General features: G+C 72.5%; 13 protein-coding genes. 9 read left to right on the forward strand and 4 right to left on the reverse strand.

What is annotated here, in order from left to right; translation table 11 throughout:
* The first annotated feature begins 246 nt into the window (after positions 1 to 246).
* The 3 genes from BJ969_RS08800 to BJ969_RS08810 all read left to right on the forward strand — a co-directional run bounded on the left by BJ969_RS08800 (position 247) and on the right by BJ969_RS08810 (position 5,265).
* On the forward strand, positions 247 to 3,012 hold the full coding sequence (locus BJ969_RS08800) for a DEAD/DEAH box helicase (RefSeq protein ID WP_184485028.1): 2,766 nt from the start codon (positions 247 to 249) through the stop codon (positions 3,010 to 3,012).
* A gap of 518 nt (positions 3,013 to 3,530) precedes the next feature.
* The gene (locus BJ969_RS08805) at positions 3,531 to 3,995 is read left to right on the forward strand and encodes a DUF4333 domain-containing protein (RefSeq protein ID WP_246456720.1); all 465 of its coding nucleotides are present in this window, start codon (positions 3,531 to 3,533) and stop codon (positions 3,993 to 3,995) included.
* A gap of 40 nt (positions 3,996 to 4,035) precedes the next feature.
* A complete protein-coding gene (locus tag BJ969_RS08810) occupies positions 4,036 to 5,265 on the forward strand; it encodes a GNAT family N-acetyltransferase (protein ID WP_221315753.1) in 1,230 nt (409 codons plus the stop codon).
* Between the two features lie 331 nt (positions 5,266 to 5,596).
* On the opposite strand, the gene BJ969_RS08815 is transcribed toward BJ969_RS08810, so the two are convergent.
* Positions 5,597 to 6,508: a 5'-3' exonuclease gene (locus BJ969_RS08815; RefSeq protein WP_184485030.1), complete on the reverse strand. Its 912-nt coding sequence runs from the start codon at positions 6,506 to 6,508 to the stop codon at positions 5,597 to 5,599.
* A 405-nt stretch (positions 6,509 to 6,913) separates the two neighbouring features.
* On the opposite strand from BJ969_RS08815, the gene BJ969_RS08820 reads away from it, so the two are divergent.
* The 5 genes from BJ969_RS08820 (at position 6,914) to BJ969_RS08840 (ending at position 13,538) form a co-directional block, all read left to right on the forward strand.
* Positions 6,914 to 8,062: a M24 family metallopeptidase gene (locus tag BJ969_RS08820; protein ID WP_184478325.1), complete on the forward strand. Its 1,149-nt coding sequence runs from the start codon at positions 6,914 to 6,916 to the stop codon at positions 8,060 to 8,062.
* A complete protein-coding gene (locus BJ969_RS08825) occupies positions 8,059 to 8,523 on the forward strand; it encodes an Lrp/AsnC family transcriptional regulator (protein WP_425503539.1) in 465 nt (154 codons plus the stop codon). Before BJ969_RS08820 ends, BJ969_RS08825 begins: the two co-directional genes overlap by 4 nt.
* Positions 8,524 to 9,081: 558 nt before the next feature.
* Positions 9,082 to 10,635, forward strand: a complete 1,554-nt coding sequence (locus BJ969_RS08830) for a condensation domain-containing protein (RefSeq protein WP_184478326.1) — start codon at positions 9,082 to 9,084, stop codon at positions 10,633 to 10,635.
* Entirely contained in the window at positions 10,632 to 12,068 is a 1,437-nt protein-coding gene (locus tag BJ969_RS08835; protein ID WP_184478327.1) for a condensation domain-containing protein, read from the forward strand. The genes BJ969_RS08830 and BJ969_RS08835 overlap by 4 nt, the downstream gene beginning before the upstream one ends.
* Positions 12,069 to 12,074: 6 nt before the next feature.
* The gene (locus BJ969_RS08840) at positions 12,075 to 13,538 is read left to right on the forward strand and encodes a condensation domain-containing protein (RefSeq protein ID WP_184478328.1); all 1,464 of its coding nucleotides are present in this window, start codon (positions 12,075 to 12,077) and stop codon (positions 13,536 to 13,538) included.
* Between the two features lie 3 nt (positions 13,539 to 13,541).
* On the opposite strand, the gene BJ969_RS08845 is transcribed toward BJ969_RS08840, so the two are convergent.
* Positions 13,542 to 14,393 (reverse strand): EamA family transporter, encoded by an 852-nt coding sequence (locus tag BJ969_RS08845; protein WP_184478329.1) that lies wholly within the window; start codon positions 14,391 to 14,393, stop codon positions 13,542 to 13,544.
* 246 nt (positions 14,394 to 14,639) lie between these two features.
* Between BJ969_RS08845 and BJ969_RS08850 the strand changes: the two genes are divergently transcribed.
* Positions 14,640 to 16,127, forward strand: coding sequence for an amidase (locus BJ969_RS08850; protein WP_184478330.1), 1,488 nt, complete (start codon positions 14,640 to 14,642; stop codon positions 16,125 to 16,127).
* A gap of 63 nt (positions 16,128 to 16,190) precedes the next feature.
* Here BJ969_RS08850 and BJ969_RS08855 read toward each other — a convergent pair whose 3' ends face one another.
* Together BJ969_RS08855 and BJ969_RS08860 are read right to left on the reverse strand one after the other, a co-directional pair.
* A complete protein-coding gene (locus BJ969_RS08855) occupies positions 16,191 to 16,622 on the reverse strand; it encodes an OsmC family protein (RefSeq protein WP_184478331.1) in 432 nt (143 codons plus the stop codon).
* 341 nt (positions 16,623 to 16,963) lie between these two features.
* The gene (locus BJ969_RS08860) at positions 16,964 to 17,659 is read right to left on the reverse strand and encodes a TetR/AcrR family transcriptional regulator (protein ID WP_343071306.1); all 696 of its coding nucleotides are present in this window, start codon (positions 17,657 to 17,659) and stop codon (positions 16,964 to 16,966) included.
* Positions 17,660 to 17,671 lie beyond the last annotated feature (12 nt).

Here is a 17,671-nt window from a genome sequence, read left to right on the forward strand (position 1 = left end):
ACGACCGTCGGTGCGATGTGAAAACCTAGTGGGGTGGCTGTAAGCCGTTCGCACTCTGACATGTCGCATCCGGAACGCCCGGGCTCGGATGGGGGGAGCCCCGAATCGCCGGGCACCCCGGACCCCGCGGCCCCCGGCGCTGGAGAATCCGCCGGCGCACCCGCCGGCCAGGGGGAGAAGGTGGAACCACCGCGCCGCACCCGCACCAGAGCGGGTCGCCCGACCGGCCCCGCCGCCCAGGCCCCGGTGGCCGAACCGGCTCCGTCGCCCGCCGACTCCTACGCCGCGCACCGCCGCCGCAGCGCCCACCCGAAGTTCGCCGAGTTCGCCTCCGAGCTGTCCTTCGAGCTCGACGCGTTCCAGCGCACCTCCTGCCAGGCGCTCGAATCCGGCCACGGCGTGCTGGTGTGCGCGCCGACCGGCGCGGGCAAGACCGTGGTCGGCGAGTTCGCGGTGCACCTCGCGCTCGCGGAGGGGCGCCGCTGCTTCTACACCACGCCGATCAAGGCGCTGTCCAACCAGAAGTTCGCCGACCTCTGCGAGCGCTACGGCGAGGACGCCGTCGGCCTGCTCACCGGCGACACCTCCATCAACGGGGACGCGCAGGTGGTCGTGATGACCACCGAGGTGCTGCGCAACATGCTCTACGCGGGTTCGCGCGGCATCGACCAGCTCGGCTACGTCGTGATGGACGAGGTGCACTACCTCGCCGACCGGTTCCGCGGCGCGGTGTGGGAGGAAGTGATCCTGCACCTGCCGCAGCACGTCCAGCTGGCCAGCCTGTCGGCGACCGTCAGCAACGCCGAGGAGTTCGGCGAATGGCTGGTGGAGGTGCGCGGTGACACCACCGTCGTCGTCGACGAGCACCGCCCGGTGCCGCTGTGGCAGCACATGCAGGTCGGCTCGCGGATGTTCGACCTGTTCGGCGGGGAGACCTCCGACCGCGAGCTCAAGCTCAACCCGCACCTGCTGCGCCACACCCAGGAACTCGCCCGGGTGCACTCCCCGTACGGCCGGGGCCGCGGCGGTCCCGGCGGGGGCAGGCGCAAGGGGCCTCGTCCGCCGCGGTTCTTCGCGCCGTCGCGGGTGGAGATCCTCGACAGCCTGAACTCGGCGGGGCTGCTGCCCGCGATCGTGTTCATCTTCAGCCGCGCCGGGTGCGACGCGGCGGTCAACCAGTGCATGCGCGCCGGATTGCGACTGACCAGCGAGAACGACGTGGACGAGATCCGCGAGGTGATCGAGGAGCACACCAGCTCGCTGCCCGAGGCGGACCTGACGGTGCTCGGCTACTGGGAGTGGCGCGACGCGCTGGAACGCGGCGTGGCCGCGCACCACGCCGGACTGCTGCCCGCGTTCAAGGAGACCGTGGAGGAGCTGTTCGTCCGCGGCCTGGTCAAGGCCGTGTTCGCCACCGAGACCTTGGCGCTGGGCATCAACATGCCCGCCCGCACCGTGGTGCTGGAGCGGCTGGTCAAGTTCAACGGCGAATCGCACGTCGACCTCACGCCCGGCGAGTACACCCAGCTCACCGGTCGCGCGGGCCGCCGGGGCATCGACGTCGAGGGCCACGCCGTGGTCGTGTGGCAGCCGGGCATGGACCCCAAGCAGGTCGCCGGGCTCGCCTCCACCCGCACCTATCCGCTGCGCTCCTCGTTCCGGCCCGGCTACAACATGGCCGTGAACCTGGTGCACCGGGTGGGCCGGGACGCGGCGCGGGACTTGCTGGAGCAGTCGTTCGCGCAGTTCCAGGCCGACCGGTCGGTGGTCGGCATGTCGCGGCGGGTGGATCGCAACGCCGACGCCCTCGAGGGCTACACCGAGTCGATGACCTGCCACCTGGGCGACTTCGGCGAGTACTTCGCGCTGCGCCGCCGCATCTCCGAGCGGGAGAAGGTGCTGGCCAGGCAGAACCGGGCGTCCAAGCGGGCGGAGGCGGCGAAGTCGCTGGAGAAGCTGCGCAAGGGCGACGTGATCCAGGTCCCGGCCGGGCGGCGATCCGGGCTGGCCGTGGTCATCGACCCCGGCCTGGAGCCGATGGGGGAGCCGCGCCCGCTGGTCGTCACCGAGGACCGCTGGTCCGGCCGGTTGTCGGTCGCCGACTTCACCTCGCCGGTGGAGGCGCTGGGGCGCATGCGGCTGCCCAAGCACGTCGACACCCGGTCGCCGAAGTCGCGCCGCGACCTGGCCTCCGGGCTGCGCGAGACGGGGATCTCGGTGAAGGGCGGGCGCGGCCGGAACCGGTCGGACTCCACCGACGACGCCGAGCTGGCGAGCCTGCGCCGCGCGTTGAAGGCGCACCCCTGCCACGGCTGCGACGAGCGCGAGAAGCACGCCCGCTGGGCGGAGCGCCACGAGCGGCTGCGGTCGGAGACCGAGCACCTGCGGCGCAAGGTCGCCACCACCACGCATTCGCTGGCGCGCGCGTTCGACCGGATCATCGCGCTGCTCTCGGAACGCGAGTACGTGGTGGTCGACGACCCGGAGCAGCCGGTGACCGAGCACGGCAGGCGGCTGTCCCGGCTCTACAGCGAGTCGGACCTGCTGGCTGCCGAGTGCCTGCGCGCGGGCATCTGGGAGTCGCTGGAACCGGCGGAGCTGGCGGCCGTGGTGTCCGCGCTGGTCTACGAGTCCCGCCGGGAGACCCCGGTGACGCCGCCGGTGCCCTCCGGCCGGGTCGCCGAGGTGCTGGGCGATACCTGGCAGGTGTGGGGTGAGCTGGAGGAGGACGAGCGCAGGCACAAGCTGGACCGCACCCGCGAGCCGGACGCCGGGTTCGCCTGGCCCGTCTACCGGTGGGTGCGCGGCGAGTCGCTGGAGCGCGTGCTCACCGCCGCGGAATCCACCGGGCACGAGCTCTCCGCCGGTGACTTCGTGCGCTGGTGCCGCCAGGTGGTGGACCTGTTGGACCAGATCCGGGACGTGACCGGAAAGTCCGACCCGGTGGGTTCGGCCGCGGCGAAGGCCGTCACCGCGATCCGCAGGGGAGTCGTCGCCGCGGGCGCCATGTGATCACCCCCGCGGCCGCGCACCGGTCCCGTCCACCGGTGCGCGGCCGCTCCTGCGGCGTCCCCACGATCCGGTGGGGACGAACGTCCCCGCTGTGGACTACTCGCGCGATTTCGCGAGAAATTGCACCCACCCCGCCACGGCGGGGGCCTCGGCATCTACCCGTTCACCTGGGCTGATGGCGGTCTTGCGGGCGGCTCGGGGGAGTGGGGGCGTCGAATCTCTCGCGAAATCGCGCGGTCGCTGTTGGTGGTGGGGTGGTGCGGGGGCGAGGGTGCGACACCCGGCGGTGTCAGGGGGTGGTGGCTGGCTGTGATTGGATTTGCGGGCGGGGTGCGCCGGGGGTCGCGCGCCGCGCCGGAACGTTCAGCTTTCCCCGGAGGTACCAGATGACCGGCCCCTACGGCCCGGCTCCGCAGCGAGGCCGGCCACCGCACGGCCGCCAGGGTGGCCATCCCGGGCCGCCGGTGGGGCAGCAGGCCCGTCCAGGAGCGTCCGCACCCGGGCAACCGGGCCGTCCGATGCGGCCCCCGCACCCCGGTGGTCCCGGCGCGGCACCGCCGCAGTCGCGTCCCGGGCCGGCGGAGTCGACGCACCCGAGCCTGCCGCCGATCACCGTCGGCCCACCGGGCCGCGGCTCCCAGCCGCCGCCTCCGCCGCCGCGCCGGAAGTCGAAGGCGCCGTGGGTGTTCGGCGGCGCGATCCTGGTGGTGGTCGCCGGTTCGCTCGCCGTGGTGGGCTTCGTGCACCCCGGCGTGCTGGTGCGCGACCAGCTCGACGCGAACAGCGTGCAGCACGGCGTGCGCCAGACCTTGGAGGGCTCCTACCACCTGGGCACCGTCGAATCCGTGACCTGCCCCAAGGGGCAGCTGGTCGTCGCCGGACGCAGCTTCGACTGCCAGGTGACGCTGCAGGGCGGCAAGAAGCCCGTGTCGGTGACGGTCCGGGACGAGTCCGGCACCTACGAGGTCGGCTACCCGAGGTAGCCCGGAATTCGCTCGACGCGCGGCTCGCGCCTTCGGCAGGATGCGAGGTGTGAGCGAAGTCGACGTGCGGCCGTTGGCCGAATCCGAGTACCGCCAGGCGAACGACCTGTTCCTCGCGTCGTTGCACGTGCCGGAACGCAGCAGCGAGGAGCGCTGGCGCCGGTCGGTGACCCGGTACGAACCGGGGCGGGTGTTCGGCGCGTACCTCGGCGAGGAGCTCAGCGGCACCGCGATGTCGCTGTCGTCCTCCCTGGAGGTGCCCGGCGGTGCGGTGCTGCCCGCGGCGGCCGTGACCGGTGTCGGGGTGCGTGCCGACCGCACCCGGCGCGGGCTGCTGCGGGAGCTGATGGGCGCGCAGCTCGCGGACACGCGGCGCCGCGGGGAGCCGGTGGCGATGCTGCACGCTTCCGAGACCCGCATCTACCCGCGCTTCGGCTACGGCCTCGCCACCCGCGCGCACCGCGTGTCGGTGTCCCGGCTGCTCGGCGGGTTGCGGGACGACGCGCCCGCCGGTGGGCAGGTGCGGCTGGTGGACGGGCCGTCGGCGGAGAAGCTGCTCCCGGAGCTGTACGCGCGGATCAGCACCGGCAGGCCCGGTCTCATCGGCCGTAGCGAGGGCTGGTGGAGCACCCGGTTGTTCGGCACCGTCGAGAACGGCGGCGCGCAGCGGATCGCCGTGCACTCCGACGAGTCCGGCACCGACGACGGGTTCGCGCTGTTCGAGCCGGCGAAGACCGATCACCACTTCGGCGACGGCGCGGTCGCGCTGCACGTCGGTGAGCTGCACGCGGCGGACGCGGTCGCCACCGCGTCGCTGTGGCGCTTCTTGCTGAACCTGGACCTGGTCACGACGGTCAGCGCGATCGACCGGCCGCTCGACGAGGCGCTGCCGTGGTGGCTCGCCGACCGGCGCGGCTACGCCGTGGACCGGCTCGACGACGACCTGTGGGTGCGGCTGGTCGACGTGCCCACCGCGCTGGCCGCGCGTTCCTACGGCGCCGCGGAACCCGTGGTGATCGAGGTGCGGGACCCGGTGCTGCCGGAGAACGCGGGCACCTACCGGATCGGCCCGGACGGCACCGAACCAGTGGACGACCGGCCGCAGCTGACGCTCGACGTGGACGTCCTGGGCTCGCTGTACCTGGGAGACGTCGCGGTGACCACCCTCGCCGACGCGAACCGCGTCGAGGTGCACGACCCGGCGGCCCCGCCCGAAGCCGACCGCCTGTTCGCCACCCCCCGCCCACCCTGGTGCGGCACGGGCTTCTAACAATCCCGACCGGACGACGAACAACCCCACCCCACACCCGAAAAGCCGCCCGAAGCAGGCGAAGCCACGCCTGCTTTGTGGCCGGAGGCCGTGCTTTGCGGCGTAGCCGTGTCTTGGGCGGGCGAAGCCACGCCTGCTTTGCGGCTGGAGGCCGTGCTTGTATGCGCGTCAGCGCATAGCCCACGTAATCAAGGTGACCACCCGCGGGTTCTCAGCTGTCTTCTCGCGAGGACAGCTTTTTCCCTCGTGGCGGAGCCACTTGGGAAAAAGATCCCGCAGCGAGAAGACAGCTGAGGTTCCGCCACCCGACCACCAAAGCAAAAAGAGCCCGTCAGAGCGACGCAACCAACCGGTCGAGCGGGCCGCCGAGGCCCCATTGTGCGCCGAGTTCGGCGAGGCGTTCGGGGTCGGCGGGCTTGGTCGGGGTCGTGTCGGGCCGGTCCACCACGACGGGTGCGTCGCGCACGACTCGGACCACCGCGGGCGCGGCGGCCAGGTAGTCGGCGGCTTCGGCGAGCTTTCCGCGCACGCGGGGCGTGAGCCGCCGGTCGCCTTGCCCGGCCGCGGCCAGCAGCGCGTCCAGCGAGCCGAATTCGGTGATCAGCTTCGCGGCGGTCTTCTCCCCGATGCCCGCGACGCCGGGCAGTCCGTCGGAGGGGTCGCCGCGCAGGATCGCCATCTCGGCGTAGGCGTCGCCCGCGCGGGCCGCGTCGAGCGCGTAGCGCTCCGCGAGTTCGGCCGGGCCGAAGTCCTGCGCTTTCGCCAGTCCGGCGCCGACGTAGCGGACCCGCACCGGCGTCGGTCCGGTGCGCACCAGTTGGAACAGGTCGCGGTCGCCGGTGACCACTTCGACGGGGTCGGCTCGTTCCCGGTCGGCGAGCACGCCGATGACGTCGTCGGCTTCGTAGCCCTCGGCTTCGGCGGTGGCCACGCCCAGCGCGTCCAGCACGTCGAGGATGATCGGGATCTGCGGGCTCAGCGTGTCCGGCACCTCTTCGGCGTCGGGGTCCTCCTCGGCGACGCGGTGCGCCTTGTAGGAGGGCAGCGCGTCGACCCGGAACTGCGGGCGCCAGTCGTTGTCCAAGCACGCCACCAGGCGCGTCGGCCGCCGTTCGCCGACGAGCTTCGCCAGCATGTCGCAGAATCCGCGCACCGAGTTCACCGGTGTCCCGTCCGGGGCCGTCAACGAGTCGGGCAGCGCGTAGTACGAGCGGAACCACAACCCGGCGGAGTCGATCAGCATCACAGAACCCGTCACGCGGACCACTCTGTCACGCCCCGCCGACACCGCACCGCAGGCCGGGCGCGGACGCGAGCTGTCAGATCACTGTCACTACGCCGCCGGAGCGGCCTCATACAGTCGGTTCAGCGCGCGGCACCGTCCGGATCGAGGTGCGGCGCGGAGGTTTCCCGGTCCGCCGGATCGGGATGGGAACGGGCCGTCGTCGAACCCCCGACAGGCGGCGGGCCGCTCCGGACGGGCGCATCGGTCCTCCCCGGACGACGCGACTCGGCCGGAGGCACGGAAGCAGGCCGGGCAGGACAGGACATCCTCCTGCTCGGCCTGTTCCGTCCGGGGTGATCTTTCGCCTGATCCGCGGGACCGCCGCGCGACTCGCGGTGGCCGCATTCTTTAGGCTAGGTGGCCATGGCCACTGACTCGCTCAAGCAGGACCCCGCGGTGTTCGCCGCCCGACTGAGCCGCGCCGCGGCGACGGCGGCGACCGCGGACCTGGACGCCCTGCTGATCACCCCCGGTTCGGATCTGCGGTACCTGCTCGGTGCCCGCGGTGAGTCGTTCGAGCGGTTGAGCACCTTGGTGCTGCCCGCGACGGGCAACGGCGCCGCTCCGGTGCTGGTGCTGCCGAAGCTGGAAGCGCCCGGCTACGCCGACGTGCCCGCCGACGAGCTCGGCATCGAGATCGTGACCTGGGTCGACGGGGAGGATCCGCACGCGCTGGTCGCGGACCTGCTGCGCCGTGGTGGCGCGCCGTCGCGCCTGGGCGTCGCCGACGTGATGCCCGCGTTGCACACCTTGCCGCTGGGCGCGGCGACGGGTGCGGAGCAGGTGCTGGCCGGTTCGGTGCTGCGCGAGCTGCGGATGCGCAAGGACGCCGCCGAGATCGAGGCGTTGCGCACGGCGGGCGCGGCGATCGACCGGGTGCACGCGCGGATGGCCGAGTTCCTCCGGGCCGGGCGCACCGAGGCGCAGGTCGGCGCGGACATCGCCGCCGCCATCGTGGAGGAGGGCCACACCGAGGCCGATTTCGTCATCGTCGGTTCGGCCGCCAACGGCGCCAGCCCGCACCACGCGCTGTCGGACCGGGTGATCGAGGCCGGGGACGTGGTGGTCGTGGACATCGGCGGGCCGATCCCGTCGGGGTACAACTCCGACTGCACCCGCACCTACGCGGTGGGGGAGCCGTCGCAGCCCGATGTGCGGGAGACCTACGCGGTGCTGCAGGCGGCGCAGGACGCCGCGGTGCGCGCGGTGCGTCCCGGGGCGACGGCCGAGTCGATCGACGCCGCCGCGCGGGAGCCCATCGCGGCGGCCGGGTTCGGCGAGCAGTTCATCCACCGCACGGGGCACGGCATCGGCCTCGACGTGCACGAGGAGCCGTACATCGTCGGGGGCAGCACCTTGGAATTGGAGGCGGGCATGGCGTTCAGCATCGAGCCCGGCATCTACCAGTCCGGTCGCTGGGGTGCCCGCATCGAGGACATCGTGATCGTCACCGACGACGGTGTGCTCAGCGTGAACTCGCAGCCGCACGACCTGGTGGTGCTGCCGGCGTGAACGACCGGAATTCGGGCGAACTGGAAGCGACGGACCGCGCGATCCTGCGCGAGCTGGCGCACGACGGCCGGTGCAGCTTCACCGACTTGGCCGAGCGCGTGGGCCTGAGCGTGTCGGCGGTGCACCAGCGGGTTCGGCGGCTGGAGCAGCGCGGCGCGCTGCAGGGCTACGTGGCCAAAGTGGACGGTGATCAGATCGGGTTGCCGTTGACGGCGTTCATCTCGCTGACCCCGATCGACCCGGCGGCCCCGGACGACTACCCGCAGCGCTTGGAGCACCTGCCGGAGATCGAGTCGTGCTACTCGGTGGCCGGCGACGAGTCCTACATCCTGCAGGTGCGGGTCGCTTCGCCGCTGGGCTTGGAGGAGTTGCTGCGCCAGATCCGGGAGGCGGCGAAGGTCTCCACGCGGACCACGGTGGTGTTGTCCACTCCGTACGAGCACCGGCCGCCGCAGATCTAGCCGGGACGCGATGACGTGGCGGTGCCGATCCGTTCGGCGCCGCCACGTTCTGCTGTGCACCGCGTCCGGTTCGTCCCGCGGCGGGCGAAAATCCGTTCCCGCGCCCGATGTCGTCGAATGCTCTGGTGCCGGAACCACTCGATGCCCGTGGCCTCGTGATTTCCCGATGCACAGGGCATTTCCATTGCTGGTGGCACGGAAGACGACCGTTCCGGAGCAGATGAAACTCTCATTTAACGTGAAAGTTTGCAATGCTGAGCGAGCATGTCTCATGGCGTGAGAAAAATTCGAAACTCCGGGGAGATTTGCAAGGATCTTACTTTGTGGACACTCGACGAGTGGCCCGTGAGCTGCGAAAACACCTGATGTGATCGGCAGGGGGCTTGCGGTCGTCGCGCTCACCGGTTTTGAATGACCGCCCGGCGTGCTCGATGGCGGGGGCCCGGAACTCGATCGGTTCCCTTGCGGCATCATCGTGGCTCCCGCGTGTGATCGGCGTGGTTCGGCGCGCTATCGGCGCGAGCGGGGAACGCGACATCGAAAACCTGAGTGGGTGGCATGAGATTCACGGAGATCGCGGATTACGGCGTCCGGCCCGGCACGGCGGCGCGGTGGAGCGTGTCCCCCGTCGACGGAGCGCGACCCCGGCTCGACGAACGCCCGCCGTCGCACCTGCAGCAAGCCCACGTGCGGTGCCGTTCCGAGCCGGGAGTGGTGCACGACCCGAGCTGGCTCGCGATCTGCTTCGACCTGGACGGTCCGCTCGACGAGCACGCCTGGCGCACCGCGCTGCTGCAGTGGGTGGACCGGCACGAGACGTTGCGCAGCGGTCTGCGGCCGACCCCGGACGGGGTGCGGCGCTACACCTGGAGCACCGGAGGCTTATCCGTCACGGGCGACGAACTCGGCGCCTACGAGGACTCCGCGGCCCTTTCCGACGCGCTGCGCGAGCTGTTCAACGACAACACCGATCCCACCACGTGGCCGTCCTGCGTGTTCGCCACGGTGTCGCGGGCCGACTCGGTCACCGCGTGCCTGGCCTTCGACCACGGCAACGTCGACGGGTACTCGATCCTGCTGGTGGCCCACGAGATCCACGAGCTCTACACCGCCGCTCGCGACCGGCGCCCCGCCGAGCTCGCGGAGGTCGGCAGCTACGTGGACTTCTGCGCGCGGGAACGGGAGTACAGCGACGGATTCGAGCGCGCCGACGAGCCCGTCGCGCGCTGGGCCGAGTTCCTCGCCGACTGCGGCGGTGAGCTGCCCCGCTTCCCCTTCCCACCCGTCGCGGAACCGAGCGCGGCGCCCGCGCTCCGGGTCCGCCAGCACGGCCTGTGCGAGTGGCTCGTGGACGCCGACGGCGCCGCGGCGTTCGAGAAGGCGTGCCGGCGCAACGGAGGGAGCGCGTTCTCCGGAGTGCTCTGCGCGCTGGCGCTGGCCGCCGCGCGCTCCGGCGGGGCCGGTCTCGACGATTCGGAGACGTTCCGGGCGTTGCTGCTGATGCACACCCGTTCGGCCCGGCAGTGGGCGAGGTCGCTGGGCTGGTTCGTCGGGCTGGCGCCGGTGGAACTGGCGATGCCGGTGGGGCCCGGCGCGCTGGACGGCGTCGACGTGCTGGACCTGCTGCCCGGCGCGGGAACGGCGCTGCGACGGGCGAAACCGCTCTCGACGGTCCCGGTTCCGAAGGTGGCGGAGCTGCTCGGCGCCGAGCTGGTGCCGCGCTTCGTCGTGTCCTACATGGACTTGCGGGCGAGTCCCGGCGCGCAGCACTGGAACGAGTGGAACGCCAGGGCGCTGCACGCGCCCGCCAGTTCCACCGACGAGGTCTACATCTGGGTCAACCGCAGCAACGACGGCATCTACGTGACGAGCCGGTTCCCCGGAACGCATCGCGCGGACGCCGCGGTGCGCGACTACGTCGACCGGATCCGCCGGTCGGTGTGCGCGGCGGCGGCGACCGCGGACCCGGATTTCGCCGCCACCGTCGCGCCACTGTGGACGGAGAGGTCGTTCGAAGATCAGGTAGGGTCCGGCGTTCGAACTCCGGTCGGCGCGGGAACGCGGCGTTCCGGTATCGAGCACGACCCCGTGGCGAAGGGATCCCGTTCATGAGGATGAACGCACTCCGCGAGTACGAGCCCGCTGCGGGCAGGCTCGTCGAATGGCGGCCCACGGAGTCCACAATGGACTCAATCGGCGCCGCGCGCGAGCATCCCGCTCCGCCGTCGTCGTTCCAGGAGAACCACATCCGCCGCTCGCTGGCCAACGACGCGGCCGGCGCGGTGCACTCGCCGTGGCTGTCCACGGTGTTCGACCTGCCCGGCAGGATCGACGCGGACGCGATGGCGGTGGCCTGGCAGCAGTGGGTGCGCAGGCACGGCACGCTGCTGACCTGGTTCGAGGACACCGGTGACGAGCTGCGCCGCTACGCCCTCGACGCCGACGACGTCGAGTTCGCCCCGGTGGAGATCGGCGACCGCGACGGCGCGCAGATCCGGGACCACCTGCTGCACCGCTTCGACGGCGCCACCAGCGCGCTGCGGTGGCCGCCGTTCGTGCTCGGCGCGGTGCTGCGGGAGGAATCCTCCACGGTGTTCTTCGCCGTGGACCACGCGCACACCGACGGATATTCGATCTTCCTCGTGTTCGACGAGCTGCGCCGGCTCTACGAGCAGCAGGTCGGCGGCGAACCGGCGGCGCTGCCGGAGGTCGGCGACCACGCGGTGTTCGCCGCGCGCGAGCGGGGGCGCGCCCTCGAACCCGAGGCGCAGGCGGCGGCCGTGCGGACCTGGAGCGATTTCTGGCTCAGCGGCGGCGAACGGCCCCCGTCGTTCCCGCTGCCGCTGGGGCTCGACGACGGCGAACCCCGCGGCAAGCTGCTGATGGAGCGGGAGCTGTTCGACGCCGACCAGGCGAACGCGTTCGGCAAGCGCTGCCGCGAGCACCGCGGCGGTTTCGCGGCGGGGATCTTCGCGGCGCTGGCGATCGCCGCGTCGGAACTGGCCGGCGCGGAGTCGTTCCGGACGCTGACCCCGGTGCAGACCCGCGACGAACGCCAGTGGGCGGCGGCGCAGGGCTGGTTCATCAACCTGGTCCCGCTGCACTTCTCGCTCACCGGTCTCGGCACGTTCGGCGAGGTGCTCACCGCCGCGGAGGAGGCCTTCACCCGCGCTCGCGCCATCGCGGACGTGCCGGTGGTGAAGCTGGTGGAACTGCTGGGTTCGCAGCTGCGGTTGCAGGAGGACGCGCGCACGGTGCTGCCGATCGTGTCGTTCATCGACCTGCGCCGGATCCGCGGGGGCGAGCTGTGGGAGCAGGCGGACGCGCAGGTGCTCAGCGGTCCGGGCGAGGGCTTCGACGTGCCGATGTGGGTCAACCGGCTGCGCGGTCTCACGTACCTGAAGGCCAGCTACCCCGACACCGCGGTCGCCGCGGACAACGTCGCCCGCTACCTGGATCGCACGATGGCGGTGCTGCACCGCGTCATCGCCGACGGCGACCACGAGTTCCGGTCCGCGGTGCCCGCCGCCGCCCTCGCGGAGTGATGTCCGGTGCGAGTCACGACGATGAGCGCGTTCGACCCGCCGCCCGGCGAGGTCGTGGAGTGGACCGCGGAACCCGCGCCGGGCCACGAATTCGCGCCCAGTGACGTACCTCCGTCGCTGAACCAGTCCTTCCACCTGGGCGCGCTCGGTGCCGACGGGACGCCGCCGCCGTGGCTGGCCTGCACCTTCGAACTGCCGGGGGAGCTGGACACCGGCGCGCTGGAAGCGGCCTTCGGGCAGTGGATCCGCAGGCACACCGGGCTGCTGAGCCGCTTCACCGAGCGCGACGGCGAGTTCCGCCGCGCGCTGCTGCCCGCCGACGGGGTGGTCCTGCGGCGGCGGGAGGCGGGCTCGTTCACCGGTTCGGCCGCGGTGCGCGAGCACCTGTCGCGGCGGTTCGACGAGCAGTGCCACCCGCTGCGGTGGCCGCCGTTCCTGCTGGGCGCGATCCGGCACGAGCGGGGCGGCACGGTGTTCGGCGCGTTCGACCACTCCTGCGTGGACGCGCACTCGATGGCGGTGGCCGCGCACGAGCTGCAGGTGCTGTACTCCGCCGCCGTCGACGGGACGCCGCCGTCGCTGGCGGAGGTGGGCGGCTTCGTCGACTACTGCGCGCAGGAGCACGAGGCGGTGGCCGCCGCGGACCTCGCGGTCCCGGGGCGACCGGCCACCGCGGAGTGGGACGCGCCCGGCCCGGACGGCCTGCCCGTCCCGCCGCCGCTGCCGAGCGGCGAGCATCCCGCGGTGGCGTACTGGCGGGATTTCCTGCGCGACTGCGGGGGAACGACGCCGTCGTTCCCGCTGGAGCTCGGCGTGGAACCGGGGCGTCCGGTGCGGCAGCGTTCGATGACCGCCCGGCTGCTGGACGCGGAGACCGCCGACGCCTTCGACGCGGCGTGCCGGGACGGCTCGGGCAGCGCGTTCACCGGAGTGCTGGCCGCCGCGGGCCTCGCGCTGCGCGGACTGGGCGCCGGTGACCGGATCAGCGTGCTGATCCCGTTGCACACCAGGCACGAACCGCGCTGGCGGCACGCCGTCGGGTGGTTCACGACGAACGCTCCCGTCACGTTCAACGTGGTGGACGGGCGGTTCGCCGACACCCACACGCACGCGAAGGTGGGTTTCCGGGAAGCCCTGGGCACCCTCGGCGTGCCGCTGCCGAACATCCTGGCCGCGGTCGCCGACGAGTACCGCCCGGTGCGCAAGGACATCTTCATGCTGTCCTACGTGGACTACCGGGCGATGCCGGTCTCGCTGGAGTTCCCCGAGTCCCGGCCGCGCCACATCAGCAGCGAGACCGACGCCGACGACGTCCAGCTCTGGGTGTCGCGCACGTCCGACGGCCTGTTCCTGCGCACCCGCCATCCCGGTGCGGCCGCGGCGGAATCGGCGGTCCGCGCCTTCCGCGACCGCTTCACCGCGGCCCTCGCGGCGGCGGCCGAACCGCGGCCGCTCGCCGCTCAGCGCTGACGGTCACGGCAGGTTGATCAGCACGATTCCCGCGAGCACGACGGCACCGGCCAGCGCCCGGCCGCGCCCGAGGGATTCGCGGAAGAAGACCGCGCCGATCAGCGCGCCGAAGATGATGCTGGTCTCGCGGAGGGCGGCGATGGGTGCGAGCGCTCCCCGGGTCTGCGCCCACAGCACGAGGCCGTACGCGATCAGCGACAACGTTCCGCCGGCCAGCCCGGGGATCGGCGCGACGCGGAGCTGGGCGAACAGCGCCCGGCCGCGCACCGCCTGCGCCAGCAGCACGACCGCGACCCCTTGCAGCAAGAACATCCACGCGGCGTAGGTGAGCACGTCCGCCCGGTGGACTCCGACCCCGTCGATGACCGTGTAGGTCGCGATCAGCAGGCCGGTGCCGAACGCGGCGGCGAGCGCCGGGACCTGGCGCCTGGTGGGTCGCCCGCCGAGGAAGACCAAGCCGGTCAGCCCCGCCGATATCACCAGCACCCCGGCCAGCACCCATCCGGAGACCCCCTGCCGGAGCACGACGTACGACAGCACCGTGACCACCCACGGCGCGGTGCCGCGGGCGAGCGGGTAGACCTGGCTGAACTGGCCGAGCCGGTAGCTGAGCATCAGCGCGACCTGGTAGGCCACGTGCACTCCCGCCGAGGCGAGGATCAGCGGCCAGGCCGCCGCCGGGGGAGGTCCGGTGCAGAGCGCGGCGACCCCGCCGATCGCCGTGTAGCTCAACGCGATCAGGGTGAATCCGGCCAGCCGGTCGCTCATGCCGTGCGCGATCGCGTTCCACGTCGCGTGCAGCAGCGCGGCCCCGAGCACGGCCACCACGACATCGGCACCGAGCCCGACGGTCATCCGAAGCCCCCTGATCACGTCCACCGCCGAAGTCCGGCGCGGGCGAAGTCTTCCGCACGCACCCCGTCGCTGTCGCCCCCGCCGACGACCGGGCCGCGCGGGTCCGGGCGGCGTGCTTGACCGAGCGAGCGCTGGCACCGAGGTGGTGGCGAAGCAGGGGCGGGCGCCGCGAGCGGTGGTCCTCCCGCGCCGGGATCGGGCGCGGGATCATGGCGGGCGGACCGGGCGACGAGCGGGGTAGGTGTCATGGAGTACGCGGAATACCGTCGGCACGACGGCGCGGGGCTGGCCGAGCTGATCGGTGCCGGTGAGGTCTCCGCCGGTGAGGTGCTGGACGCGGCGCTGGCGCGGGCCGAGCGGGTGAACCCGCGGCTCAACGCGATCACGCAGCGGCTCGACGACCGCGCGCGCGAGCGCGTCCGGGACACCCCGGCCGGGCCGTTGGGCGGAGTTCCGTTCCTGCTCAAGGACCTGAACCAGGAGATCGCCGGGCTGCCGACCAGCGGTGGTTCGCGGTCGCTGCGCGGCGTCGCCGCGACCGGGACCGCCGAGGTGGTGCGGCGCTGGGAGGACGCCGGGCTGGTGGTGTTCGGGCGCACGAACACCCCGGAGTTCGGTGCGAAGCCGATCACGGAGCCGGTCGCGTTCGGCCCGGCGCGCAACCCCTGGGCGCTGGACCGCACACCGGGCGGCTCCTCCGGTGGTGCCGCCGCCGCGGTGGCCGCCGGGATCGTGCCGCTCGCGGCGGCCAGCGACGGCGGCGGGTCGATCCGCATCCCGGCGGCCTGCTGCGGGGTGTTCGGGCTCAAGGCCGGACGCGGGCTGGTGCCCGCGGGGCCGCAGCGCGCGGAGGGTTTCCACGGCGCCGCGGTTGACGGCGTCGTGTCGCGGTCCGTGCGCGACAGCGCGATCGCGCTGGACTCGCTGGTCGGACCCGACCCGATGGCCCCGTACGCGGCGGCCGCACCGGAACGCCCGTTCGCCGACGAGGTCCTGCGCGAACCGGGGAAGCTGCGCATCGGTTTCAGCGCGGCCTCCGCGCTCGGCGACCCGGACCCGGCGGCGGTGGCCGCGATGCGCTCCGCCGCGGAGCTGCTCACCGAGCTGGGGCACGAGGTCGAGGAAGTCCCGTCACCGGTGGACCTGGCCGCGCTCACCGTGGACTTCCTGCGGGCCTGGTCGGTGAAGCTGGCCCACGCGCTCGGCGAGGCGCAGCGGTTCACCGGCGCCCGCCCGGGCGAGTTCGAACTGGACACCCGGTTGCTGGCGGCCGTCGGGCGCAGCATCAGCGGCCCGGACTACGTGTCCGTGCTGGAGTCCTGGCACGCGCACTCCGCGCGGCTGGCGGAGTTCCACCGCCACCACGACCTGCTGCTGACCCCGAGCCTGGCGGGGCCCCCGGTGCGCGTCGGCGAGCTCGCCACGCCGGCTCCGCTGCACGTCCTGGGCCGGATCGTGCTGGCCGTGCGCGGTGGCGGGCTGCTGCGGCGCACCGGCGTCGTCGACCGCATCGCGCGCTCCAACATGCGCCACGTCCCGTACACCCAGCTGGCGAACATCACGGGACGCCCGGCGATGTCGGTGCCGCTGCACCGCACGGCGGACGGCCTGCCGCTGGGCGTCCAGTTCGTCGCGCCGCTGAGCGGTGAGGGCGCGCTGTTCCGCCTCGCGGCCCAGCTGGAGCAGGCCGCGCCGTGGGCTCAGCACGAGCCGACCGCGCTCGCCGGGGACTGACCCCGACGCGCGGAACCCCGGTCGCCTCGACGACGACCGGGGTTCCGCGCGTGATGGGCCGGATCAGGCGAGCTGCGCGTCCAGGGTGATGGTGGTCCCGCTCAGCGCGGCCGAGACCGGGCAGGTCTCCTTGGCCTGCTGCGCGGCCTGCTGGAAGGTGTCGGCGTCGGCGCCGGGGACGTTGGCGCGCACGGTCAGCGCGATGCCGGTGATGGCGAAGCCGTCGCCGGACTTGCCGAGGGTGACCTCGGCGCTGGTGTCGATCCGCTCCGGCGCGTGCCCGACGCCGCCGAGCAGCGCGGACAGCTGCATGCTGTAGCAGGACGAGTGGGCGGCGGCGATGAGCTCCTCCGGGCTGGTCTGCCCGGCCGGGTCCTCCGCGCGGGTCGCGAACGACACGGGGAACTGCCCGGCGTTCGAGGAATCCAGGGTGACGATGCCGGAGCCGGACCCCAGATCGCCGGTCCAGCTCGTCGTCGCGTTGCGGTCGGCCATGACATCTCCTCGTGTCGGCGTTCGTCCGGGACGCCGCCGGCGTTCGCCCGGCGCTCCCGTGGGCGAGAACGATCCGACCCTCGCAGAGCTTCCTGGATCACGCCGTGTGGAATCCCACCGGCGGGCGCACCGATCGCCCGGTCGTTCCGCTCCGAATTCGGCGCGGGAACGCGCCGCGACCGAGGTCTCCTCGGGATCGGATCTCGTCGTTCAAGGTGAGGAGTGTTCTTCGCCTGTGTCTTGTCAGCGGCGGAGCCGCCGAGCAGTGACCAGCTCGACCAAGAAGGCCGCTGAGGTTCCGCCACCCGATCCGCCGCGCAGACCACGACCCCTCGTGCGGTTCACGGCTCGATCGTGTCGGTGAGGCTGTGCACCAGCAGCGGGAGGGTCCGCATCACGTGCTCGCGGACCACGGCCTCGGGATCTTCGGCACCGGACAGGATCGCCTCCTGCATCGCCGAGTCGAACTGGTCCATCAGCATCCTCGTCAGGTCCAGCGTGTCGATCAGGAAGCGCACTCCCACCGAGCGGACCGCGGTGTCGACCATCGCGGCGAGCTCGCGCAGGAACGACTGCGATGCGGCCAGGAACCGCGGCGCCACCTCGGGATCGCGCAGCGCCAGCAGGCGGAACTCGCTCTGCATCAGGCACCACTGGCGGTTGTCCGGCTGGAACGACAGCACGTCGGCGATGATGCCTTCGATGAGGTGCGGGGCGGGTTTGCCCGCGGTGTCGCCGAGCGGTGCCACCAGCCGGGCGAAGTTCTCCCGCAGCACCTCCAGCCGAACGCGGTTCTCCCGTTCGGTGAGGGCGAAGAACAACTCCTCCTTGCTGCTGAAGTTGGAGTAGAACGCGCCGCGGGTGAAACCGGCGTCGTCGGTGATCGCTTCGACGGAGGTGCCGTTGATGCCGTGCTCGCTGAACTGCCGGTAGGCGGCGTCCATCAACCGTTCGCGGGTCTTGGTGCGCCGAGCGGTCTCGCGCGCGCCGGTGTCCGGGCGCTCCGCGCCCCGGCCGGCCAACTTGCTCGCGTTCACCACGAAATTTCC

Source organism: Saccharopolyspora gloriosae (genome assembly GCF_014203325.1).
Taxonomy (GTDB): Bacteria; Actinomycetota; Actinomycetes; order Mycobacteriales; family Pseudonocardiaceae; genus Saccharopolyspora_C; species Saccharopolyspora_C gloriosae.

What these genes read in the sequence shown, in the direction of transcription:
- BJ969_RS08805 (WP_246456720.1), top strand. Translation starts at nt 3,531, where the DNA reads ATGCGGCCCCCGCACCCCGGTGGTCCCGGCGCGGCACCGCCGCAGTCG.
- BJ969_RS08810 (WP_221315753.1), top strand. Translation starts at nt 4,036, where the DNA reads ATGCGAGGTGTGAGCGAAGTCGACGTGCGGCCGTTGGCCGAATCCGAG.
- BJ969_RS08815 (WP_184485030.1), bottom strand. Translation starts at nt 6,508, where the DNA reads ATGCTGATCGACTCCGCCGGGTTGTGGTTCCGCTCGTACTACGCGCTG.
- BJ969_RS08820 (WP_184478325.1), top strand. Translation starts at nt 6,914, where the DNA reads ATGGCCACTGACTCGCTCAAGCAGGACCCCGCGGTGTTCGCCGCCCGA.
- BJ969_RS08830 (WP_184478326.1), top strand. Translation starts at nt 9,082, where the DNA reads ATGAGATTCACGGAGATCGCGGATTACGGCGTCCGGCCCGGCACGGCG.
- BJ969_RS08835 (WP_184478327.1), top strand. Translation starts at nt 10,632, where the DNA reads ATGAGGATGAACGCACTCCGCGAGTACGAGCCCGCTGCGGGCAGGCTC.
- BJ969_RS08845 (WP_184478329.1), bottom strand. Translation starts at nt 14,393, where the DNA reads ATGACCGTCGGGCTCGGTGCCGATGTCGTGGTGGCCGTGCTCGGGGCC.
- BJ969_RS08850 (WP_184478330.1), top strand. Translation starts at nt 14,640, where the DNA reads ATGGAGTACGCGGAATACCGTCGGCACGACGGCGCGGGGCTGGCCGAG.
- BJ969_RS08855 (WP_184478331.1), bottom strand. Translation starts at nt 16,622, where the DNA reads ATGGCCGACCGCAACGCGACGACGAGCTGGACCGGCGATCTGGGGTCC.